Below are 22470 nucleotides of genomic sequence, written 5' to 3'. Positions count from 1 at the left end.
CCGATGCCGCGCCAGGGCCCGTGGGCGTATGGCTGCGCCGCGACAGACATCGCAGACACCACATGAGCAGATGCGGCTATACGGATGACAACATGATAATAATTGATACCGAACACATCGGCGTTTCGTGGTATTCGCCGGCATGGAGAAATCGATGACGAACACGCAGACGTTTCCCGCACGCGGTGCCTGGATCGCCGGGCTCGCCATGGTTTTCGGTGTGATGGGGTGCGCCAGTGAAGAGGCGGACAGCGCGGTCGCCTGGGAGACGATGGAGGTCACGGCGACGTCCTTCACCCTCGCCGAAGAGGAAACCAAGCGCGGCAACGTCGGCCTGACGGCGTTTGGCGACCAGCTCGAACCCGGCGACAAGGCGATCGCCGTGTCGCGCGATCTCATCCGCATGGGCCTGACGCACGGCACCAAGGTGCGCGTCGAGGGTCTGCCGGGTACCTATACGGTGCAGGACAAGATGAACAAGCGCTGGAAGAACAAGATCGACATTCTGTTCAAGAAGCGTTCGCGGGCGCTCGAGTGGGGCCGTCAGAATATCGAGATCGAGTACCAGGTTGCCGATGCCTCATGACTTGAGGCGGTAGCCGGTCTTGAATATCCACGCCACGATGACGAGACAGGCCGCCAGAAACACGCCGATCATCAACAGGCTGATGCCGACGTTGACGTCGGCCACGTCGTAGAAACTCCAGCGAAAGCCCGACACCAGATAGACCACCGGGTTGAGCAGGGTGATCTTCTGCCAGATCGCCGGCAGCATGTCGATTGAATAGAACGTGCCGCCGAGAAAGGTCAGCGGCGTGACGATCAACAGCGGCACGATCTGCAGCTTTTCGAAATTATCGGCCCAGATGCCGATGATGAAGCCGAACAGACTGAACGTGATCGCCGTCAGCGCCAGAAACAGCAGCATCATGAACGGGTGCGCGATGCTGATATCCACGAAGAAGAACGACGTACCGAGGATGATCAGCCCGAGCGCGGCGGACTTGGTCGCCGCGGCCCCCACATAGCTGATTACGATCTCCACGTAGGAGATCGGCGCCGAGAGCAGCTCGTAGACGGTGCCGATGAACTTGGGGAAGTAGATCGCGAACGACGCGTTGGAGATGCTCTGGGTCATCAGCGACAGCATGATCAGGCCGGGTACGATGAAGGCGCCATAGCTCACCCCCTGCACCTCGTCGATCCGCGAACCGATCGCGGAACCGAACACCACGAAATACAGCGAGGTGGAAATCACCGGCGACACCACGCTCTGGAACAGCGTGCGCCAGGTGCGCGCCATTTCGAACTTGTAGATGGCCGCGATGGCGTGGAAATTCATGCGTTGTCCTTGGCCGTGGCCTGCGCGTCGGCGGCCGGCTCGGGGGTGGGTGTCTTGACCAGATCCACGAAGATCTCTTCCAGCGAACTCTGTTTGGTATCGACATCGCGCAGGCGAATGCCGGCGCTGTCGAGGTCGCGGAACAGCGAGTTGACGCCGGTACGCTTGTCGTTCGCGTTGTAGGTATAGAGCAGGGCGTGGCCGTTATCGACCAGATCGAGTTCGTGGCGCGCCAGCGTGTCGGGCACGGTGTCGATGCTGTCCTGCAGATGAAGGGTAAGGCGTTTTTCGCCGAGCTTCTGCATGAGTTCGTTCTTTTCCTCGACCAGGATGATCTCGCCGGCGTTGATCACGCCGATGCGGTCGGCCATCTGCTCGGCTTCTTCGAGGTAATGGGTAGTGAGGATGATGGTCACACCGTGCGCGCGCAGCGAGCGCACCACCTCCCACATGCTGCGGCGCAGTTCCACGTCGACGCCGGCCGTGGGTTCGTCGAGGAAAAGAATCCTGGGCTCGTGCGAGAGCGCCTTGGCGATCATCACGCGCCGCTTCATGCCGCCGGAGAGCGTCATGAGCATGTCGTTGCGTTTGTCCCACAGCGACAGATCCTTGAGCACCTTTTCGATATGGGCCGGGTTCTTGGGCTTGCCGAACAGCCCGCGCGAGAAGCTCACCGTGGCCCAGACCGTCTCGAAGGCGTCGGTGGTCAGCTCTTGGGGCACCAGGCCGATCAGTTCGCGTGCGCCGCGATAGTCGGCAATGATCTCGTGGCCGTCGACACGCACCTCGCCGTCGCTGGGGTTGACGATGCCGCAGATCACGCTGATCAGCGTCGTCTTGCCGGCGCCGTTGGGGCCGAGCAGGGCGAAGATGTCGCCGTCGGCGATATCCAGATTCACGTTTTTCAATGCGTGGAAGCCGGAGTCGTAACGCTTGTTGAGGCCCCGGATCGAGATAATCGGCTGCACCGCGTCGTCCTTGTCACTGAATGGCGGGCCCGCCGGCAAGCGACGGGCGTCCGGCCGGGTTGGCCGAAAGGGCGTAGGTTACGGCGGTACGTGTCGAAGTGAAACGCGGGATTCAGCCGCGGCGCGTCCAGCGGGCGAATGGGCTTCGGCGATACGTGCTCGCGTGCCCGTCACGGCGCTGGTGTACGCTCAGCGCTCGACAACAAAGAGGAGAGGCCGATGATCGGCTATGTAACCATTGGCGTGAGCGACATGACGCGCGCGAAAAGCTTCTACGAATCCCTGCTTGCGGACATGAACGCGCGCGTGCTGCTGGACATGGGCCGTATCTGTTTCATCGGCGAGAAGATGAGCCAACCGATGCTGGCCGTGTGCATCCCCTACGACGAGCAGCCGAACCATCCCGGCAACGGCAACATGCTGGCCCTGCAACCCGGTTCCAAGGCCGCAGTCGACACGTTCTACCACAAGGCCATCGAACTCGGTGCCACCTGCGACGGCGAGCCGGGCCAGCGCATACCCGATCAGTTCTACGGCGCCTATATCCGCGACCCCGACGGCAACAAGATCGCCTTCTTCCACTTCGGCTGATCGGTCGCGCCGCCGGGCCCGGCGGCGCGTGCCCTGCAACCATGTGCCACGCGCATGGCGTAGCCTGAAGGAAACGGCGAATCGCCGGACCGGGAGGAAACGCATGCCAAAGCAATCCGTCTCATCCTTTCACCCGCTGGCCAAGGGTTTTCACTGGATCATCGCGGTGCTGGTATTCGCCGTCTGGCCGCTGGGCGCGGTGATCGGGTTCATCAAGGACGACGCCAAGACGTCGTTCTATCTCTGGCACGAATCGCTGGGTTTTCTGGTGCTCTGGCTCATGCTGGCGCGGCTGTGCGTGCGGTTTCTCAAGACGCCACCGCCACGCCCGGCCATGCCGGCAGCCCAGGCGCGTCTTGCGGATACCGTCCAGTGGGCGCTTTATATCGCGCTGATCGCGATGCCGGTCAGCGGTTTTCTGGCCACCAACGCCCACGGTTTTCCTCTGCAGTGGTTCGGCCTGATTCCGGTCTGGAGCCCGATCGGCAAGTCGCCCGATATCGCGCCCGTGATATCGGCGGTGCACTACTGGCTGAGCTGGACGATTATCACGCTCGTGGTCCTGCATGTCGCCGGTGCGCTCTATCACCGCGTGATCCGGCGCGACGACACGCTCGAACGCATGCTCTAGCGTTCGCCGGTATTAATGCGGATAGTCGGCTGCCTGCAACCGTTGCATATTGAACCTATGCGGCCTGCGAAGGTCGGTATGTAAGCGGCATCCCGCCGCCGTATGCGCCGTGCATTCCTGCCCCGGAAAGTCCCGCCGGCGTATCCGTGAACCCAGCGTCGAACGCTGCAGGAGTCGCGTCGACATCACACGGAGTCATTCCATGGTTGATGAACATCGCAAGAAAGGCACTGCCGAGCGCGTCAAGGGCGCCGTGAAAGAAGGTATCGGCAAGGTTACCGGCGACGAGCAAAAGGAAGCCGAGGGCAAGGCCCAGCGCAAGAAAGGAAAGCTTCAGGACAAATACGGCGAGGCCAAGGACAAGGTGCGCGACAAGCTGTAGATCGCGGCCGAGAACGCACTACAGAACGGCGCGCCGGGGTCATTCCCGGCGCGTTTTTTTGTCCGCCGCCAATCGAGGTCGATGCGAAGTCGATTAAGGGGGACTTTTAAGGCTCGACCACCTCTTTCTGCTCTGCAGCCGCTTCCGGCAGCAGATCGGTTTCGGTCCAGCCGAGCATCAGGATCTTGCGACGGTTCAGATGCGAGAAACCGTAGACGGGGCCGACCGTGTCCTGCAGTTCGCCGGTCTGCGCGTCGTAGAAGCTCAGGCCGAATTTCGCCACGCCCGTGCGGTCGATGGTGCGGAACAGATCCAGACCGGGCGTTTCCAGCGGCCCGGCCAGGGGTACCGGCACGGTGATGGTCGGAATGCCGAGCCAGAGCTGGCTTTCCTTGTTGATCGACAGGGCGCCGGAGCGAATGGCGACGATCGTATCCGCCTCGCTGCGGGACGGCACCAGCCGGTAGCCGCGTTCCAGCAGCCGGTCGTTGATGGCGCTGATCGCGTAGTGGCGATCGGATTCGGTCTTGAAATCAGCCTCGTCGACGAAGACGTTGGCGTCCCTGGCCACGGTCGGGTCGATCTGCTGCGTCGCCTCGTCGACGGCCTTGGACAGCAGCAGTTCCTCGTTCGCCGTGCGCGGCGGCTGGGTCTCGCGCATCGACGCGCAGCCGCCGAGCAAAACGCCCGCGGTCAGTAACGTGATCAGCGTAATCCGGCGCATGGACTCCTTCGGACGGACTCGAGATGTGTCGCTGTGACAGGCGGTCCGGGCGAAAGTTTTATCCGCCGCCATGCGCGCGCATGGCGATCAGGCATGTCCGCGGTGGAAACGCGGCGCGTGCTGTCGGTCAGTTACCGCTTTCGAACGCCTTGCGACGCTGTTCGATGGTGTCGCTGAGCGGTCGGGAATCGCTCTTGAACCGTTCGCGTCGCTCGATCACGGCGCCGCTGCTGCCACTCGAGCCGTTGAGGGTCGATCCGCTGCTGCCGGTGTCGGGCGCGCTGCGCAGCCGCGCGGGTGCGGATTCGCGTTGCTGGGTCGGCGGGGTGATCGCGCGCCCGCCGTTCGACGTTTCCGGCTGTATGGCGCGTTGGCCCGAGGTGGCGCCGTCGATGGCGTCGGCCGCGAACGTGGTCACGGGCAGCGCGAAAAGACCGGCGATACAGACAATCAGGGCAGGCCGCAGGGTCATGGTGAACTCCGTGTTGCGCGGCGCGCGTCAAAGGCGCCTTCCGCATGAACGATCATGGGATTATCAGACGCCCACGCCGCTCGGATGTAAAGCCGGGGCCGGGTGGCTCATGTTTCTGTCGCGGTTTTTCGCGTCACCGCCACGCCCCAGATCGCCAGGCCACCCAGCGCCAGCGCACTGCCTACGATGCCGGTCGACGGCAGGCCGTAGCCCGCGGCGAGGGCCAGCCCGGCCAGCCATGGGCCGAGCGCGTTCGCGGCATTGAAGGCGACATGATTGAGCGCGGCGGCGAGGTTCTGGGCATCGCCGGCCACGTCCATCAGCCGGGTCTGCAGCACCGTGCCGAGCGCGCCGCCGATGCCGATACAGAACACGTCGATGGTGATGCCCACGGGGCTGTGCGCGACCAGCGGGAACACCGCCAGTGATAGCGCGCTCCATACCAGCAGGCCGCCGGCCGTGGGCATGAGCGCCCGGTCCGCAAGGCGGGGCAGCACGATATTGCCGAGCGTCATGCCGATGCCGAACACGGCCAAAACCAGCGGCATCCAGTAGGCGTTCATGCCGGTGACTTCATCCAGCGTGGATGTGAGATAGGTATAGACCGCGAACAGGCCGCCGAAACCGATTGCGCCGATCGCCAGCGTGAGCCATACCGAGGCACGCGCCAGTGCGCCCAGCTCGCGCAGCGGGCTTGCCGTTGACGAGGCCCGGTCGCGCGGTGCGAACAGCGCGATGAGCGTGGCGGCCAGCAGGGCGAGCGCGGCGATGACCCAGTAGCCCGAACGCCAGCCGGCGAGATTGCCCAGCCAGGTCGCCAGCGGTACGCCGACCACCGTGGCCACGGTCAACCCGAGCATGACGTAGCCCACGGCCTGGGTGCGCTTGCCGGGATCGACCACCGACGCGGCCACCAGCGAGGCCAGGCCGAAATAGGCACCGTGCGGAACACCGCTGAGAAAGCGAAACACCATCAGCCAGCCATAGCTGGGCGCGAGCGCGCTCAATGTATTACCGAGCGCGAATACCGCCATGAGCACGATCAGCAGCGGCTTGCGTGCCACGCGCGCGGCCAACACGGTGATGACCGGCGCGCCGAATACCACACCCAGCGCGTAGGCGCTGATGATATGACCGGCCGTGGACGGATCGAGATCGAAACCGCGCTGGATGAACGGCAACAGGCTCATGGTGGCGAATTCGGTGGTGCCGATCGCAAAACCGCCGGTGGCGAGCGCGATCAGAACAGGCAGGGCACGGGTCGAGCTCGGCATGGGGCTCCGGGTGGTGATACAGAACGTGGATAGATCGTTTCTGTATGCAGCAATTTCAAGGCCAGGCCGGCAATCGGTTCAAAAGGCCGGCGAGGGCGAGAGTGGCGTGGCTCGCATGACGCCGTGATGACGCCGGCACGCCAGGCTGGCGGCCGGCCTGCCGGACAGGGCTAGTCCCGGGCGCGCGCGGCGGCGAACTCGGGCTCCAGCTGTTCGGCGCCGCGTACCTCGGCGAGCAACCACGGGTCCAGGGTGTCGCCGCGGCAGAGCACCGAGCAGTCGCCGGTGGTCTCGAAAACCACGGCGAGCACCTGTCGTCGGTCGGTCACCCCAGCCATGCGCAGTTTCGAGCGCAAGTCGTCTTCCGTGACCCGAGCAATGCGCAGATTGGCTTCCAGCACCCGTTCGCGGGCCATGAGCAGCAGCGGCTCGTTATCGACCAGCCGCTGGATGCGCGGGCTGACATGGCGCGCCCGCGACACCGTATATTGCAGGCCATAGAGCACCGCGAGCCCGAAGGCCGCGCTCGCCAGCGGTGGGTTTTTCGACAGCAGTGTCGACGCGATTATCGAGCCGAACGCGACCGTGGTGGCGAAATCGAAGCTCGACATCTTGGAAAAGCTGCGCAGTCCCGCCAGCCGGGTCAGGGCGAGCAGGGCGACATAAATGCCGATGCCGGAGACGAGCACCATCGCCAGCGTGGTGCCGGTGGCGGTAATCCATTGCCAGTTCATGCGGGGTGTGTCCTGTTCGTTCGGCTTCGGGCGGCGTCATTCGGCGCCGGCATGGACGAAAGTCGCGTGAGGCCGGCCGCGCGTGCCTGCTAGCGTCAGGCCCACGATAAAGCACGAGGAGATGGGTATGGCGCGTTTCGATACATGCCGCGCGCGAACGGCAACGATCACCGCGACCGTGATGATGGCGCTACTGGTGTTCCCCGCCTGGGCGGGTGCCGCGGCCGAGTCACACCGCGTACAGAGCACGACCGACGAAAACATCGCGCTTCACGTGGTCGAGCGCAGGCCGGATGACGCCAGCGACCGCGATGCCGCGGTGCTGTTCGTGCACGGTGCGACCTATCCGGGGGTGACGTTCGACACGCCGCTGAGCGATGGTCCGAGCTGGCTGCAGCGCACCGCCGAAGACGGGTATCACGCCTTCGCCATGGACGTGCGCGGCTATGGTCGTTCCACGCGCCCTGCAGCCATGGCCGCGCCCGCCGAGGAGAACGCGCCGTTCGCGCGCGCCGAGACCGTGATCCACGATATCGACGACGTGGTCGAGTTCATCCGCGAACGCACCGGCGTCGACAAGGTCAATCTCGTCGGCTGGTCCTGGGGCACGGTGACCACCGGCATGTATACCGCCCGTCATGGCGACAAGGTCGAGCGGCTGGTGCTCTACGCGCCGGTCTACAGCGACCGCAACGAAGCCTGGACCGCCAAGCTGGCCGACCCCGACAACCCGGAGCAGCTGGCCGATGTCGGCGCCTATCGCACGGTCACGCGCGAGCAGGCCGACGAGCGCTGGGCCAGCCAGATCGATGCCGACGATAGCACCGAATGGCGCGATCCCGCCGTGTTCGACGACTGGTTCAGCGCCATGCTGCGCATGGAACCCGGCGATGACGTGACCCAGGTCAAGGCGCCCAACGGCGTGCTGGTGGATATCTGGGAGATCTTTCACGAACGCCCGGTCTACGATGCGGCGAAGATCGACGTGGCCACGCTGGTTATCCGCGGCGACGACGATCCGACCTCGACCGACGCGGACGCCCGCGGGCTCTACGCCGCGTTGTCCTCGGCGACCAAGCGCTATGTCGTCATCGGCGACGGCACGCATTTCGTGTGCATGGAAAAGAACGCGCCGCAGCTGTTTGCGGAAACGGCGCTGTTCCTCGACGGCGCCGAGTAGCCGATACGGGCCGACGCGCCGCCCGGCGTCGCCGGGTCAGGCGCGTTCGCGCTTGGGTGTCACCCACATGGTGATCACGGCACGGAATACGGTCGTGCCCCGGGTATCGGTCACATCGACGTGGACGGGGTAGTCCTGGCCCTCGGGAGCGTCCGGCACATCGCCGGCCGAGGCGGTCGCGAGCAAGTCGGTCTCGGCCTTGGCCAGATACTCGACGGTCATGCCCTTGGGTATCCACCGGTGGGTTGAAGGCACGGTCACGTCCGTCATCACGCCGCCGGCCAGTTCGGCCATGTTGCACATCGCGATCGCATGCACCGTGCCGATATGGTTGTGCACCGCGCGGCGCTTGCCCATGCGTACGCTGGCGCGGCCCGGTTCCAGCGTGTCGAACGTCGGGCGAATGGTCGCGAAGTAGGGCGCGCGCAGACAGATCAGGCGAGTGAACAGCCATTTGCCGCCCGGTTTGGCGGCCATGCGATGCCAGAGATCGAGTACACGGTTGGAAGTGCGGGTCATGCCGGTGGGCAGCCGGGGAATGGGTACGTGCATGATAAGCACAAACCGGCGCGGACTTTTGCACACCGGCGCTGAACAGTGCTGTGGATAAACCGTGTACGCAGATGCTGATCGCTTATATGCCAACGCCCTCGCCTGTTCTGCTTAATTTTTGATCAGCGCGAATAGGCGGTAGCGAAGATGCCAGAGCGGGCCGCGACCAAGGCACGACTACCGCTGGTGTGACGACGCGGTTTGTTTGCCCTGCGATAGTCGCTTGGCGCTGAAGCGAGGCGCCCGCCGATAAATCGATAAACGAACGACCGCCGGCGAGGCAGGTAGGGCGGCCCGGCGCATCGTGTCGCCGGGCCGCGCGGTTGCATCAGTCGTCTCGGCTCACGCGATAGATCACGCCGTTCTCATCGTCGCTGAATAGCAGCGATCCGTCTTCGGCCACTGTCAGGCCGGCCAGCCGGCCGATCTGCTGCCAGCCGTCATCGGTCTGTTGCACGAAGCCGGTGATGAACGGTTCGATGGACTGCGGTTCGCCCTCGTCGAAATCGACGCGCACGATCTCGTAGCCGGACGGCGGCTTGCGGTTCCAGGAACCGCGCATGGCCACGAAGGCGTCGCCGCGATACATAGTGCCCAGGGCGTCGCTTTCGTAGAAACGCATCTGCATGGGCGCGGCGTGGGGTGTCCACATCAGCATGGGCTCGACGCTCTGCTCGGCCCATTGCTTGTTCGTACCTTCGGGCGGCACATCCTGCGGGTTGAGTTGGCTGTCGGCATAGACATAGGGCCAGCCGTACTGCTTGCCCTGCTGGAGATGGTTGAACTCCTCGGGCTGTTCGTCGTCGCCGAGCCAGTCGATGCCGTGGTCGAAACCGTAGAGTTCGCCGGTCTGCGGTTCGAAGTCGAAACCGATGGTGTTGCGCAGGCCCGATGCGAAGATCTCGCGCTCGCTACCGTCACGAGACATGCGCACCATCGTGGCGCTGAGCTTTTCGGTTTCATCGCAGGCGTTACAGGTCGAGCCCACCGACACATAAAGCGCGTCGTCCGGGCCGAGGGCCAGTGTGCGATTGGGATGCTGGCCGCCGGAGGGGAAACCGGTGGCGATTTTTTCGAGTTCGCCGAAACTGCCGTCGTCTTGGATCGTGGTCCGATACACGTCGTTGACGGTCATGAGCCAGGCTGTGTTGCCGTCGATTTCGATGCCGTGCATCGCGTCTTTCTTCGCCACGACCTTGCGATCGTCAGCGCGACCGTCGTCGTCACGGTCGACCAGCATGAGCACGTCCCCTTCTTTGCGACGGGTGACGTAAATTGCGCCGTCCGGGCCCGTGGCCATCATGCGCGCATTACCCAGATCCTTGGCGAACACATCGACCGATAGCCCGTCGGGCACCGACAATGAGGCACGGTTGGCCGCGTTCGGTGCCACCGGCCGCGGCTTGAAGACATGGCCGGTCACGGTAACGTCTGCGGTCGTGGGATCGTCGAGCTGAGCCGGGACATTCGAAGGGTTCTGGCCGTCTTCCTCAGCGATGCCGGCCCGCGCGTTCGAAGGCGACGTGTCGGCCGCCGTGGCCAGCCCGGCGGCGGCAATCAGGCTGCCGAAGAGCAGGGCATGGGATCGATTTCGGTTCGGCTTGATCATCATTCGGTTCGAAGGTGGGTCGATTGCAGGCCCTAGTAGTAATCGTGTTTACCTGAGTTTGTCTAGCGCGATCCGGTACGTTCGCCCGTGCCGCACGCGGGGTCGTAAGCAGCAAATGCGCGGCGATAACACACGATATAAGCGCTGAAGAAGCCGGCCGCGATATAGAACGGCGCGGCGAGCATGCCGCTGCCGAACATCAGGCCCGCGAACAGGGGGCCGGCCGCGCGCGGCAGCTGGATCGCCACGCTGCCGGTGCTGACCGCCGTGCCCCGACGGTGTGCACGCACCAGGCTCACCGTGAGCGCCTGGCGGGCGCCCGCGGTGCCGCGATTGAACGCCGAGCGCACCACGTGCAGCGTCGCGGCCATCCAGAAAGTGGGCACCAGCGGCATGGCCACGAGAATGAGCACGCCCACGGCACGCATCCACACCACCGCGCGAATCACGCCGATGCGTTCTACCAGCCGGCCCGCGCCGACCGACGACAGGGCGGTGGCCGCATAGGCGCTCGCCATGACCGGACCGATATCGGCCGGCCCCTGGCCGAAGCGCACCGCGAACCAGTAGGCCATGAGCGGCCCGACCAGGCCGATACCCACGCCGTTGAGCGCGTTGATGCCGAACAGGCGCAGCAGCAGGCCGTTCTCCTGTTGGCGCGTGGTGGCGTCGTCGTCTGCATCGACATGTTCATCGGCCGTCGGTGCATGCGCGGGCGTGATGTCGTCCGGGGTGCAGGCCAGCAGCACGAAACACGTCAGCGAGCCGCCCAGCGAGAGCGCGAACAGTGGCCGGTAGGCCAGTGCGCCGGCGAGTACGTCGTCGAACAGGGCGGGCAGGCCGCCGAGCAGGGCGCCGCAGGCCATGCCGCCGAACCCCACGGCCATATTGAGGCTGAACACCGGACCGCGCGACGGCGCCGCCAGCGCCTGGGTGAGCCACGACAGCTCCACGGGCGCGAACGGGCCGCTGCCGCCGTTCGCACCGCGCCCGAAACCACCCACCACGGCTGCCGCGGCGAGCGCGATCGGCGCGCTGGTGCTCAGCGCCACGATGGCTGCGGTGGCCTGGGCGGCTTCGTAGACGAGCAGAAAACGCTTGCGGCCCACGCGATCGCTCAACGGGCCGAGCAGGGTGATCAGCGTGGCGTCGATCAGCAGCCCGGTGGTGAACAGCGCGCCGATGGCCGGTGCCGACCAGTCCAGCGCACGCAGATACAGCGCAAAGGTCACGATCAGCGCGCCCTGGCCCACGCTGCGCGCAGCGCGTGCGCCCAGCAGCAGGCGTGTGGCACGGGGCAGCCGGGACCAGGTGTTGAACATAGCGTGGAGCACGCGGGGCGAAGGCCGTCGAGCCTAGAGGCTGTTGCCGTTTCGTGCGAGCGCCGCGTCATCGGCCGCCATGCGTGTTCCGCTTCCGCCGCGCGAGTCGCCGCGCAACGGTCTGTCGCGATCAGGGGCTGCTAAACGGCATGCCGCGTACCGTCTCGTTTTTCCGACCCATGCAACCGGCGACCGCGGGCCAGCGTTACCCACCGGGTGATTTTTCCGGGCGCGTTTGGCAACCGCACAATGTTGAGGCGAAGCCTCGCAGGCAGGCATTGCAACGCAGCGTGCCAGGGCGCAGGTCGGGTATCGTGGCGGTATGGGGATCGCGCCGAACATGCCATGAGCGAGGCACTGAAGCCGCTGCGCCCGGTGATGGCCACTTTCGCTGTGCTCGGCCTGCTCTGGTGGGGCTTCGATGCGCTGCTCGAGCGCCGCGCGCACCCCAACGCCGGCATCGTCACCGGGCCCGAGGGCGACCGGCGCCTGACCCTGGAAGCCGGGCCGGGCGGGCACTATCTCGTGCCCGGCGAGATCAACGGCGCGACCGTGGATTTTCTCGTCGATACCGGCGCGAGCCACGTGGCGGTGCCGGCGCACATGGCCGAGCGGCTGGCGCTGACGCGCGGGCGGCGCATGCAGGTCAACACCGCCGCCGGACGCGCCGTGGCCTGGGACACCACCATCGACGAGATTGCCGTGGGCGGGCTTCGCGCACGCGACATCCGGGGCTCGATCAATCCGAACATGGACAGCGACTTCGTGCTGCTGGGCATGACCTTCCTGCGCCATGTCGACATGCGCCAGCGCGGCGGCCGGCTGATTCTGAGCGCCGACGACGATGCGGGCTGAGGGCCGGGCAGTACAGCCATGACCGGCCCGGATATCGCCACGGCCGATATCGACACGCTGCTGCAGGCGTTGACCGCGCGCACACTCAGCGCGCGTGACCTGGTGGATGCCACGCTCGCGCGCATCGCCGCCCTGGATACCGCGGGCCCGGCGCTGCGGGCGATCACGCATATCGGCGCGACGGATGCCTATCGCGATGCCGCCGCCAGCGACGCGCGTCGTGCGCGCGGCGTGCGGCCACGGCTGCTCGAAGGCATTCCGGTGCTGGTCAAGGACAATATCGAAGTGGCCGGCTGGCCGACCCGTGCCGGCTCGCGTGCGCTCGACGGTTTGGTGGCAGCCACCGATGCCGCGATCGTGACGCGGCTGCGCGCCGCCGGCGCGATCGTGGTGGGCAAGACCGCCATGCACGAACTGGCGTGCGGCATCACCGGCGCTTCATCGCTCACCGGCTTCGCCCGCAACCCCCATGCGCTCGATCGTTCGCCCGGTGGTTCCAGCAGCGGTGCCGGCGTAGCGGTGGCCGCCGGCTATGTCGCGCTCGCGATCGGCACGGATACCGCCGGCTCGGTGCAGATTCCCGCGGCCTTCAACGGCTTGTACGGGCTGCGGGCCACCCGCGGCGCGCTGCCGCTTGATGGCATTGTGCCGTTATCGCCCACGCAGGACATGCCCGGGCCGATCACGCGCCATGCCGCCGATCTCGAGCGCGCGTTCGCCGCGTTGACCGCGCGCACGCTGACGCCCGGCATGGCCGGCGCGCCGCTGGCCATCGGCCGTCTGGTCAGCGCCTTCGAGTCGGACGGCGTCGGCGTCACCGATGCCTGCGACCAGGCCCTGTCGCGCCTGGCGGCGGCTGGTGCCTCCTGGCGCAACATCGCGCTCGACGGCCTGCATGCGCAGCTCGAGCGCGCGAATGTAATCGCCTACGAGTTCGACGCTGCACTGCGCCGCTTTCTCGCTGCCCGGCCCACGAGCCCCTGCGACAGCCTGGCCGCGATTCGCGCGAGCGGATGCGTTCATCCGCAGCTCGCGCCCGTGCTGGCGAAACGCGATGGTCATCTGGGCACGGACAGCCCCGGCTATCGACAGGCGCTGGCCACCCAGGGCGCGCTGCGATGTCGCATCGACGCCGTTTTGAACGACCACGGGCTCGACCTGCTCGCCTATCCCACCGTCCGGCAGCCGCCGGTCGAGCGCGGTGGCCTGCAACCCGGCAGCAATGGCCTGATCGCCCCGGTGGCGGGCCTGCCGGGGTTGAACCTGCCCGCGGGGCGAGATGCCGACGGCCTGCCCGTGGGCCTGCACCTGCTGGCGCGTGCCGATGACGAAGCCACGCTGTTGCGCGCCGCCCGGCAATGGTCGACGCACGGGCATGGCTGGCAGCCACCGGCGGCAATTGCCGCGGCGCTCGCGCCGACCCGCACGGGCCCAAACGGCGAGGGACCGGCCGGTTGAAACATGCCACGCCATGGGTAATGCTGATCGTTCAACCCTGACGGGAGCACAGCATGGCAACCGGTTGGGCGCGCGAGGGCGCGGTACAGGAACAGATCGACAGCACGGTGGCCGAAGGCGTGGAGCTGGCCCGCGCCCGCCTGGGGCAGGCCGGCGAGAGCCTGGAACATTGCGAGGAATGCGGCGACCCCATCCCGCCGCGCCGCCGCGAGGCGATACCGGGTGTGCGTCTCTGCGTGGCGTGTCAGGAGGAAGTCGATCGCGATCATCGGCACAATGCCGCGTTCAATCGCCGGGGCAGCAAGGACAGTCAGCTGCGCTGACCGGCCGCCCGGCCCAGACAGGATCGCGCCATGTTCGACCCGAACCAATCCTTGAGTCCGTCGCCCTCGCGCTTCGTATGCGAGATCGGGGGGCAGGAATATCTGATCGACGCCGACACGTTCGAGGCCGCCGCGCAGCAAGCCGCACAACGCCACGCCGCCGAACGAGATATTGAACAAGGCACGTTCACGGTCAATGTCGCGGAGGCGAACGAGGCCGATTTCCCGCTCATCGCCGGCAACGACTACACCGTCACCCTGCCGGCTTGAAGCCGCACCGCCGCCGCGAGCGGATCCGTGGACCCGACCGCCCGGCATGCGCCGGAACACGGCGGGCGATCGCGCAATCATGCGGGCGAAGCATGTTGCCTGTGGCAGGATGCGCGGGAGTCCTGATCACATGAAAGAGAAGCCCGCATGGCCGACGCCAACCCGTTCGAAAGCCTGCCGCAGAACGCGGCGAACTATGCCGCGCTGTCGCCGACCAGCTTTCTGGCCTGGTCCGGCGAGGTCTATCCCGAGCGCACCGCGCTGATCCACGGCGAACTGCGCCAGAGCTGGGGCGAGACCTACCGTCGCTGCCGCCAGCTGGCCAGCGCGCTCGACAAGCGGGGCATCGGCGCGGGCGACACCGTGGCCGTGATGGCGCCGAACATTCCGGCCGCCTATGAGATGCATTTTGCGCCGGCGATGGTCGGGGCGGTGCTCAACGCGCTCAATATCCGCCTGGATGCGGCCACGCTGGCGTTCATGCTGGAGTTCGGCGAGGCGAAGATGGTGTTCGTGGATCGCGCCTTTGCGCCGGTGATGGCCGAGGCGATCGGCCAGATGGACCGCCCGCCCACCGTGGTCGATATCGACGACCCGGTCTACGACGGCGACGAGGCGCCGATCGGCGAGATCGAGTACGAAGCCTTTCTCGCCGAAGGCGATGCCGATTTCGACTGGCGCCTGCCGGAAGACGAATGGAACGCGATCTCGCTGAACTTCACCTCCGGCACTACGGGTAATCCGAAAGGCGTGGTCTACCACCACCGCGGCGCCTATCTGAACGCTATGACCAATGCCATGGCCTGGGATATGCCCACCCATGCGGTCTATCTGTGGACGCTACCGATGTTCCACTGCAACGGCTGGTGTTTCGCGTGGACACTGGCGGCCAAGGCCGGCACCAACGTCTGCCTGCGCCAGGTCGCCGCGGACCCGATCATCGATGCCATGACGGAGCACAGCGTCACCCATTACTGCGGCGCGCCGATCGTGCATTCCATGCTCATCAACGCCGACGAGAACAAGCTGGCCGGCATCCAGCAGACGGTCTATGGCCTGGTCGCAGGCGCAGCACCACCGGCCGCGATGATCGAGGGCATGGAACGTATCGGCTTCAAGCTCACCCATGTCTATGGTCTGACCGAAACCTACGGCCCGGCCGCGCTCTGTGCCAAGCATGAAGCCTGGGACGACGTGAGCCTGGAGGAGCGGGTGCGCCTGAACGGCCGCCAGGGCGTGCGCTACCCGACTCAGAGCGCGCTTACCGTGGTCGATCAAGAGACCGGCGAACTCGTGCCCCACGACGGCGAGACGCTGGGGGAACTGGTGTTCGCCGGCAATATCGTGATGAAGGGCTACCTCAAGAACCCGTCGGCCACCGACGAAGCGTTCGCCGACGGCTGGTATCACACCGGCGATCTGGGGTACGTGGAGCCGGACGGCTATATCAAGATCGCCGACCGCGCGAAGGACGTGATCATCTCCGGCGGCGAGAATATCTCCTCGCTGGAAATCGAGAGCGTGCTCTCGCGGCACCCCGCGATCGCCGCCTCCGCTGTGGTTGCCAGGCCGGACGAGAAATGGGGCGAAACGCCCTGTGCCTTCGTTGAGTTGCGCCCCGGTGAAGAAACCACCGAGGACGAGATCATCGCCTACTGCCGCGAGCGGCTGGCGAAGTTCAAATGCCCGAAAACCGTGGTGTTCGGCCCGCTGCCGACGACCTCGACCGGCAAGGTGCAGAAGTACGAACTGCGTTCCAGCGCCGAGCATCTGGACGACTGAACGGGGTTGCCCGCCGCCGGGGCGAAGAAGTAATCGTGGCGACGCTGCAGGCATTCCAGGGCGCCTGCAGCGCCTGCGCCGCAATGCTTTAGTGGATCAGCTCTTCAGACGCCGGTTATAGACCGCCTCGTCCAGTTCGCCCTCGCTCTTGCCCACGAGCACCGTAACCATGAGATCGCCGGCCACGTTGACGCTGGTGCGCGCCATGTCGAGGATGCGGTCGATCCCGGCCACGAGGCCCTCGGCTTCCAGCGGCAGGCCGACCTGGGTGAGCACGATCGAGAGCATCACCAGTCCCGCGCCGGGCACGCCGGCAGTACCGATAGAGGCGAGCGTGCCGGTGAGAATGATCATGCCGTAGTCGGCCCAGGACAGATCGATGCCCACGAACTGGGCGACGAACAATGCCACCACGCCCTGATAGAGCGCGGTGCCGTCCATATTGATGGTCGCGCCCACCGGCAGCACGAAACCGGCCACGCTGCGCGATACGCCCATATTGTCCTGCGCACAGCGCAGCGACACGGGCAGCGTGCCCGACGACGAGGCCGAGGAATAGGGGACCACCAGCGCATCGATACTGCCGCGAAAATAACGCACCGGGTTGAGCCGGCCGAGCAGGGCGATCAGCCCGGTATAGACCACCAGCACGTGCACCACGCAGGCGAGATAGGCCACCCCGATCACCTTGGCCAGCGGCAGCAGCACGTCGATACCGTACTGGCCGGAGACGTTGGCGATCAGCCCGAACACGCCGAACGGCGCGAAGGCCATGACGATTTCGGTCAGCTTGTACATCGCTTCCGCGAAGCTTTCGAACACGCGGTTCATCGGCGCGCCGCGCTCGCCGATCAGCAGCAGCGATATGCCAAGGCCGATCGCGAAGATGATGATCTGCAGGATGTTGCCGTTCGCCAGCGCATCGATCGGGTTCTGCGGGACCAGGCCGACCAGGATCTCGACCAGCGACGGCGCTTCCTTGGCTTCGACCGAGGATTCATAGGCCAGATCCAGGCCCGCGCCCGACTGGAAAATCGTGGAGGCCAGCAGGCCGATCGCAATCGCGAACGCCGTGGTGAACAGGTACAGCGCGATCGTGCGCAGGCCGATCCGGCCCATCTTCTGGGGATCGCCCATGCCGGTGATGCCGACGACCAGCGTGGAAAACACCAGCGGCACGATCAGCATCTTGATCGCGCTGATGAAGATATCGCCGAGCGGTTTGAGCACCGTTGCGTTGTCGCCCAGCAGCGCGCCGGCGATTGCGCCGAGCCAGGGCCTGTCGACGTTTCATCCGAGCGCCGCGTTGGAGACCGCAAATCGTGTCCTGCAAGGCGCGAGTCGCAGGTCGTGGCGCGCCACGATCAAGACTCGCAACGCCGCAGGGCGCGATTTGCGGCCCAACCCTTAGGGACAAGGGCCCAAAAAATAAAGATACGCCGGCAATCCAGCGTTCTAGCACGCTTGCGCAGAATGACTGCGCGGCGCGCGCTACGCCTCGTCTTGCCGCAAAACAGCGCTTGGCGCGGGCTCGTATGAAACGTCGACAGGCCCTGGCCCCGCCAGAATCTGGGCCCAGACCGGCACGCCCGGGATGAAGCTCATGGGCGTTTTCTTGTCGGTATGGCTCATGTTCGAAACGTGTCGGTTGGAGGGCCAGTCACGATTGTGCGCGTCGCTCGGGTTTCACGAAAATCGATCGCTACGGCACGCGGAATAGCCGCCATCGTTCATGCCCAGGGCAGGCGTTGCAGATCGACATTGCCGCCGGTGAGGATCACGCCGACCCGTTTGCCGGCGAATACATCGCGATGGCGCAGGATCGCGGCCAGCGGCACCGCGCAGGAGGGCTCGATGATGATCTTCATGCGCTGCCAGGTCAGACGCATGGCTTCGATGATCTCGTGTTCGTCGGCGAGCAGGATGTCGTCGATTTTGCTAGCGACGAACTGCCACGTCAGCTCGCCGATCGAGGCCTTGAGGCCGTCGGCGATCGTGTTCGGTGCGTCCTCGACCAGGCGCGCGCCAGCCTCGCGTGAACGCTTGGCATCGTCTGCATTGGCCGGTTCCGCAGCGATCACGCGCGTGGCCGGCGACAGGGCGCGGGCGCTGAGTGCGGTGCCGCTGATCAGCCCACCGCCGCCGACCGGGGCGATGACGATATCCAGATCGGGCACGTCCTCCAGCAGTTCCTTGGCACAGCTGCCCTGGCCGGCGATCACACGGGCGTCGTCGTAGGGCGGCACGAAGTTCGCGCCGCTGTCGGCGATGACGGCGTCCAGCGTTTCCTGGCGCGCGGCGTTGCGGGGTTCGCAGAATACGATCTGGCCGCCGTAGCCGCGTACCGCATCGATCTTGGCCTGCGGGGCGGTTTCGGGCATGACCACCGTGCAGACAATGCCGCGACAGGCCGCGGCGCGTGCCAGCGCCATGCCGTGGTTGCCGCTGGAGTGCGTGGCCACGCCGCGTCGCGCCTCGGCCTCGCTCAGGCCGAACACGGCATTCACCGCGCCGCGCGACTTGAAGGCGCCAGCCTTCTGAAAGTTCTCGCATTTGAACAACAGCTGCGCGCCGGTCATGCGGTCGAACGTGGCGCTGGTGAGCACCGGCGTGCGATGTATCCAGGGCGCGATACGTGCCTGCGCGCGGCAGACGTCGTCGAAGGTCGGTAGCGACATGGCGGGCTCGGATGAGATCACCGGCCGCATTCTGCCCGAGCGCTCGAACACAAGGAAAAACGGTGCGATCGGCAAAACGCTCGCGCAGGCGGGCCACGGCTTGGTTGGTGCGCGATCACATGGCGCTTGAATTGCTGCCGGTCGCCGCTCTAATAATGCGGTATCGCCCATATGCCGGCAGGCCGCCGCCCGAGGAATTCATGAACGACGCATCAACGGCGCAGCCGCCGCGCGAGGATATCGATGGCCAGGCGCCGGCCGATGCGGCGCGCACGCTCAGCGCGCTGCCGCCGGACGAGATCCAGGCTTTGTTGGCCCAGATGCCCCACGACGAAGCCCTGGCCGTGGCCGCGCAGCTGTCGGGCGCCGCCACGGCGCAGGCCCACGATGCGAATGCCGCCGCGGCTGCCGCCGATATCGATGCCCGCATCGACGAGCTGATCATGCCCGCGCCGGCAATCCTCGCGTCGACGCAGACGGCGGCCGAGGCCGTCGCGTTTCTGGTTCACAGCGAGGCGGTCGCCGAGATCACCTATATCTTCGTGGTCGACGATGAAAAGCTGGTGGGCGTGGTCGGCATGCGTGATCTGGTGCTGGCCAAGCCCGGACAGCGGCTGGCCGAAATCATGGTGGCGGAGCCGTTCGCTTTCGAAAGCGGTACCGGCATCGACGCGGCGGTACGCGCGGCGCTCGCCCGACATTATCCGGTCTACCCCGTGATCGACGACGAGGGCCGGCTGATCGGCAGCGTGCGCGGCTGGCAGCTGTTCCAGCGCGTGGTGGTCGAAGTCACCGGTCAGGCCGGCGCCCAGGTCGGTGTCTCGCGCGAAGAGCAGGTCACCACGCCCATTCTCGGCGCGTTTCGCATGCGTCACCCCTGGCTGCAGGTGAACCTGCTCACGGCGTTTGCGGCGGCTTTCGTGGTCGGCCTGTTCGAAGACACGATCACCCAGATCGTGGCGCTGGCCGCGTTCCTGCCGGTGCTCGCCGGTCAGAGTGGCAATACCGGCTGCCAGGCGCTGGCGATCACGCTGCGTGGCCTGACTCTCGGTCAGCTCGACGAATACCCGGTGCGCAAGCTGCTGCGCAAAGAGATTCTGCTCGGTGCGCTCAATGGCTTCGTGGTCGGCATCGTCGCGGGCATCGCCATGTGGCTGTATGCCTCGATGTCGGGCGAGGCGAACGCAATGATGCTCGGCGTGGTGATACTGGTCGCCATGCTGGGCGCCTGCACGGGCAGCGGCATCTTCGGCGTGGTCGTACCCCTCACGCTGAAACGTCTGGGTGCCGATCCGGCGATGGCGAGCAGCATCTTCCTGACCACGTTCACCGATATCCTCGGCATGGGCCTGATGCTGTTTCTGGCCAGTTCGATCCTGTTGTGAGTCGCACCGGCCCGCACGATGAGGATACCTTCGGCTGGCACTATCGCGGCGGCGAGCGCCCGCCGTTCGCGATCGCGCCGCGGCCCGGTCAGGAGTCGGTGTGGGACTATCCGCGCCCGCCGGCAATCGTGTCCAGCGAGCGGCGCGTCGAGGTGCGGCTCGACAGCCGCGTCATTGCCAGTACGCGCAATGCCTTTCGTGTCCTCGAGACCGCGGGCGCGCCGACCTGGTATCTGCCGCCGGAGGCGATCGATTTCGATGCGCTGGTCGCGGTGGAGTCGGCCAGCTTCTGTGAATGGAAGGGCGTGGCGCAATACTGGGACGTGACCGACGGACGCCGGCGCGTGGCGCGCGCGGCGTGGGGCTATCCCGAGGCTGGCGGACGCTTCGCCGCGCTCGCTGGCTGTGTCGCTTTCTACTGCGATCGGCTCGATTGTCGTGTCGACGGGCGTCGCGCCTTCGCCCAGCCGGGCGGGTTCTATGGCGGCTGGGTCACGCCGGACGTGGTCGGCCCTTTCAAGGGCGAGCCGGGCACGGAAGGCTGGTAGCGCTCAGCCGACGCCGCGTTCGGCGAGGAACACGCGATAGTCGTGCTTCGCGCATCGTGCATAGGTGAAAGTCACGTCTACGACCATCGCCTTGAAGGCCTCCTGCTGGTTGTTGCAGCGCGAGAGCACTGCGCGGCAGAAATTGGCCGGGTCTTCCGGGCGCAGGGCGTGCGCGCCGCGAATATGCTCGCGGGCGAGGATTCGGCCCCATTGCCGGGTCAGGCGGCGGTACTGTTTGAAGCCGTCGACCTTGTGAGTGGGGAAATCCTTTTTGAAGGGCGAGCGCTCGCGCACAGAAAATACCTTGCGTCCCGCCGTGATCCAGCCGAGATAGTCGTCGGGGTGATTGGCCAGGGCCTGGAAGGCCAGGGCATGGCGCTGGGCTTCGTGGTCGAAGGTCTTGCGCCAGGCGCGTTTCTCGCGCGCGTTCATGAATCGGTAGGCGGGCGGGGCGGTCTGCTGCTTGATATCGAGGATGATGTCGTCGTCGACGCTGTCGGTATCGCCTTCGATGAGCGCGTAGTAGCGCAGCAGGCCGAGCGAGCCGGTGCCGGCATTCAGACGTCGGGCAATGTCCTTGACCGTGAAGTGCGAACGCGGCCGGTCGGCGCGGCTTTGCAGTGTCTGCAGATATTCGTTTTCGAGCGCGGCCACGAGGCGGCGTTTCTCGGCGGCGCTCACCGAACCCATCTTCTTCTTGTCCAGGTTGAAGTGACGCCGGCCCTCATCGTCGATCTTCGTCCACTTCGCCAGGTGTTTGGCGCGGCCTTTCTTGCGCATCACTTTGCGTATGAAGGGGCCGAGCGGCTTCTTGATGTACTTGACGTGGATGTCTTCCGGGCTGCGTCCGTCGGCATGGTCTGCGAGCGTGTCCAGATAGGTGCTCAGCAGATGTCGTATCGCGCGGGCAGTCTTGTCGGGTGCCAGGCCGGCGTTCTCCTCGGCGTCGAGCACCATGCTTGCCGCATGGCGCCATAGGTCGTACTGGTAGTCGCCGATCACGGCATCGTCGAAATCGTCCATGCCGTAGTGCACGCCCTGGCGCGGGTCGCCATAGGCGCCGTGATTGTGCACGTGGGCGTCGCCCTGCAGCCAGGTCAGGGTGTCCTTGAGGCCGCCGAACAGGTAATAGCGCCAGTCCTGCCAGACGTCGCCCCAGTACAGGTGGTTGGTGCCGCGAAAGAAGCGATAGGGCGAGCGCGACATCTTCTCGTACTTGCGCGCCCGGTCGGCGCGGCTCAGCCGGCGGTTGTGGGCGTCGATCTCGTCGAGCACCAGTTCCTCGCGGCTCGACCGCATGAAATGAAAAGCCATCGACGCTTCCTTGCACAGTTAGCGGGAGCATGCGTTAACCACCCGCACGAATCGCGCCGGGTTCGCGCCCCGAGGT

At 65.9% G+C, this 22470-nt stretch carries 26 protein-coding genes; 13 read left to right on the top strand and 13 right to left on the bottom strand.

The window, feature by feature from the left end; genetic code table 11:
- Positions 1–154: 154 nt before the first annotated feature.
- Positions 155–586 (top strand): 3D domain-containing protein, encoded by a 432-nt coding sequence (locus J7355_RS12150; protein WP_247739958.1) that lies wholly within the window; start codon positions 155–157, stop codon positions 584–586.
- Here the strand turns inward: J7355_RS12150 and J7355_RS12145 are convergent.
- Both J7355_RS12145 and J7355_RS12140 read right to left on the bottom strand, forming a co-directional pair.
- On the bottom strand, positions 581–1342 hold the full coding sequence (locus tag J7355_RS12145) for an ABC transporter permease (protein ID WP_209063076.1): 762 nt from the start codon (positions 1340–1342) through the stop codon (positions 581–583). The genes J7355_RS12150 and J7355_RS12145 overlap by 6 nt on opposite strands.
- On the bottom strand, positions 1339–2310 hold the full coding sequence (locus J7355_RS12140) for an ABC transporter ATP-binding protein (RefSeq protein ID WP_209063073.1): 972 nt from the start codon (positions 2308–2310) through the stop codon (positions 1339–1341). The genes J7355_RS12145 and J7355_RS12140 overlap by 4 nt, the downstream gene beginning before the upstream one ends.
- A gap of 219 nt (positions 2311–2529) precedes the next feature.
- Here J7355_RS12140 and J7355_RS12135 point away from each other — a divergent pair, with 219 nt between their 5' ends.
- The 3 genes from J7355_RS12135 to J7355_RS12125 all read left to right on the top strand — a co-directional run bounded on the left by J7355_RS12135 (position 2530) and on the right by J7355_RS12125 (position 3914).
- On the top strand, positions 2530–2901 hold the full coding sequence (locus J7355_RS12135; RefSeq protein WP_209063071.1) for a VOC family protein: 372 nt from the start codon (positions 2530–2532) through the stop codon (positions 2899–2901).
- 103 nt (positions 2902–3004) lie between these two features.
- Complete coding sequence (locus J7355_RS12130; RefSeq protein WP_209063069.1) at positions 3005–3532, top strand: cytochrome b; 528 nt, start codon at positions 3005–3007, stop codon at positions 3530–3532.
- Positions 3533–3734: 202 nt separating this feature from the next.
- Positions 3735–3914: a CsbD family protein gene (locus J7355_RS12125; protein WP_209063068.1), complete on the top strand. Its 180-nt coding sequence runs from the start codon at positions 3735–3737 to the stop codon at positions 3912–3914.
- Between the two features lie 106 nt (positions 3915–4020).
- Here the strand turns inward: J7355_RS12125 and J7355_RS12120 are convergent, their stop codons facing one another.
- From J7355_RS12120 to J7355_RS12105, 4 genes are all read right to left on the bottom strand, one after another.
- Complete coding sequence (locus J7355_RS12120) at positions 4021–4638, bottom strand: DUF6655 family protein (RefSeq protein ID WP_209063066.1); 618 nt, start codon at positions 4636–4638, stop codon at positions 4021–4023.
- Between the two features lie 127 nt (positions 4639–4765).
- Positions 4766–5110, bottom strand: a complete 345-nt coding sequence (locus J7355_RS12115; RefSeq protein ID WP_209063064.1) for a hypothetical protein — start codon at positions 5108–5110, stop codon at positions 4766–4768.
- A 107-nt stretch (positions 5111–5217) separates the two neighbouring features.
- Positions 5218–6384, bottom strand: a complete 1167-nt coding sequence (locus tag J7355_RS12110; protein ID WP_209063063.1) for an MFS transporter — start codon at positions 6382–6384, stop codon at positions 5218–5220.
- 170 nt (positions 6385–6554) lie between these two features.
- Complete coding sequence (locus J7355_RS12105; protein WP_209063062.1) at positions 6555–7118, bottom strand: YetF domain-containing protein; 564 nt, start codon at positions 7116–7118, stop codon at positions 6555–6557.
- Positions 7119–7245: 127 nt separating this feature from the next.
- Here J7355_RS12105 and J7355_RS12100 point away from each other — a divergent pair, with 127 nt between their 5' ends.
- Positions 7246–8298 carry an alpha/beta fold hydrolase gene (locus J7355_RS12100; RefSeq protein ID WP_209063060.1) on the top strand — a complete coding sequence of 351 codons (1053 nt, stop codon included), beginning with the start codon at positions 7246–7248 and terminating at the stop codon, positions 8296–8298.
- 36 nt (positions 8299–8334) lie between these two features.
- Here J7355_RS12100 and J7355_RS12095 read toward each other — a convergent pair whose 3' ends face one another.
- From J7355_RS12095 to J7355_RS12085, 3 genes are all read right to left on the bottom strand, one after another.
- A complete protein-coding gene (locus J7355_RS12095) occupies positions 8335–8850 on the bottom strand; it encodes a hotdog fold domain-containing protein (RefSeq protein WP_247739956.1) in 516 nt (171 codons plus the stop codon).
- A 328-nt stretch (positions 8851–9178) separates the two neighbouring features.
- Positions 9179–10459, bottom strand: a complete 1281-nt coding sequence (locus tag J7355_RS12090) for a PQQ-dependent sugar dehydrogenase (RefSeq protein ID WP_209063058.1) — start codon at positions 10457–10459, stop codon at positions 9179–9181.
- 62 nt (positions 10460–10521) lie between these two features.
- Complete coding sequence (locus J7355_RS12085; RefSeq protein ID WP_209063055.1) at positions 10522–11781, bottom strand: MFS transporter; 1260 nt, start codon at positions 11779–11781, stop codon at positions 10522–10524.
- A 345-nt stretch (positions 11782–12126) separates the two neighbouring features.
- Between J7355_RS12085 and J7355_RS12080 the strand changes: the two genes are divergently transcribed.
- The 5 genes from J7355_RS12080 (at position 12127) to J7355_RS12060 (ending at position 16469) form a co-directional block, all read left to right on the top strand.
- Positions 12127–12636, top strand: a complete 510-nt coding sequence (locus tag J7355_RS12080; RefSeq protein ID WP_209063053.1) for a TIGR02281 family clan AA aspartic protease — start codon at positions 12127–12129, stop codon at positions 12634–12636.
- An 18-nt stretch (positions 12637–12654) separates the two neighbouring features.
- The gene (locus J7355_RS12075; protein WP_209063052.1) at positions 12655–14094 is read left to right on the top strand and encodes an amidase family protein; all 1440 of its coding nucleotides are present in this window, start codon (positions 12655–12657) and stop codon (positions 14092–14094) included.
- 53 nt (positions 14095–14147) lie between these two features.
- A complete protein-coding gene (locus J7355_RS12070; protein ID WP_209063050.1) occupies positions 14148–14417 on the top strand; it encodes a DksA/TraR family C4-type zinc finger protein in 270 nt (89 codons plus the stop codon).
- Between the two features lie 30 nt (positions 14418–14447).
- Positions 14448–14687 (top strand): hypothetical protein, encoded by a 240-nt coding sequence (locus J7355_RS12065; protein ID WP_209063047.1) that lies wholly within the window; start codon positions 14448–14450, stop codon positions 14685–14687.
- A gap of 147 nt (positions 14688–14834) precedes the next feature.
- A complete protein-coding gene (locus J7355_RS12060; RefSeq protein WP_209063045.1) occupies positions 14835–16469 on the top strand; it encodes an acyl-CoA synthetase in 1635 nt (544 codons plus the stop codon).
- Between the two features lie 96 nt (positions 16470–16565).
- Here the strand turns inward: J7355_RS12060 and J7355_RS12055 are convergent, their stop codons facing one another.
- From J7355_RS12055 to bhcB, 3 genes are all read right to left on the bottom strand, one after another.
- Positions 16566–17732 carry a dicarboxylate/amino acid:cation symporter gene (locus J7355_RS12055; RefSeq protein WP_209063239.1) on the bottom strand — a complete coding sequence of 389 codons (1167 nt, stop codon included), beginning with the start codon at positions 17730–17732 and terminating at the stop codon, positions 16566–16568.
- Between the two features lie 228 nt (positions 17733–17960).
- Positions 17961–18101: a hypothetical protein gene (locus J7355_RS12050; protein ID WP_209063043.1), complete on the bottom strand. Its 141-nt coding sequence runs from the start codon at positions 18099–18101 to the stop codon at positions 17961–17963.
- Between the two features lie 98 nt (positions 18102–18199).
- Positions 18200–19147: a beta-hydroxyaspartate dehydratase BhcB gene (gene bhcB / locus J7355_RS12045; protein ID WP_247739955.1), complete on the bottom strand. Its 948-nt coding sequence runs from the start codon at positions 19145–19147 to the stop codon at positions 18200–18202.
- Between bhcB and J7355_RS17895 the strand changes: the two genes are divergently transcribed.
- The 3 genes from J7355_RS17895 (at position 19146) to J7355_RS17735 (ending at position 21080) form a co-directional block, all read left to right on the top strand.
- Positions 19146–19277, top strand: a complete 132-nt coding sequence (locus J7355_RS17895) for a hypothetical protein (protein WP_280637611.1) — start codon at positions 19146–19148, stop codon at positions 19275–19277. The genes bhcB and J7355_RS17895 overlap by 2 nt on opposite strands.
- Before the next feature lie 70 nt (positions 19278–19347).
- Positions 19348–20532, top strand: a complete 1185-nt coding sequence (locus J7355_RS12040; RefSeq protein ID WP_209063042.1) for a magnesium transporter — start codon at positions 19348–19350, stop codon at positions 20530–20532.
- Positions 20529–21080 carry a DUF427 domain-containing protein gene (locus J7355_RS17735; protein ID WP_209063040.1) on the top strand — a complete coding sequence of 184 codons (552 nt, stop codon included), beginning with the start codon at positions 20529–20531 and terminating at the stop codon, positions 21078–21080. The genes J7355_RS12040 and J7355_RS17735 overlap by 4 nt, the downstream gene beginning before the upstream one ends.
- A gap of 3 nt (positions 21081–21083) precedes the next feature.
- On the opposite strand, the gene J7355_RS12030 is transcribed toward J7355_RS17735, so the two are convergent.
- Positions 21084–22394, bottom strand: coding sequence for a DUF2252 family protein (locus J7355_RS12030; protein ID WP_209063037.1), 1311 nt, complete (start codon positions 22392–22394; stop codon positions 21084–21086).
- Positions 22395–22470 lie beyond the last annotated feature (76 nt).

Origin of the sequence: Endozoicomonas sp. G2_2, from assembly GCF_017744135.1 — a bacterium.
GTDB lineage: Bacteria > Pseudomonadota > Gammaproteobacteria > Nevskiales > Salinisphaeraceae > Salinisphaera.
This window is presented reverse-complemented; position numbering and strand designations above follow the sequence as displayed.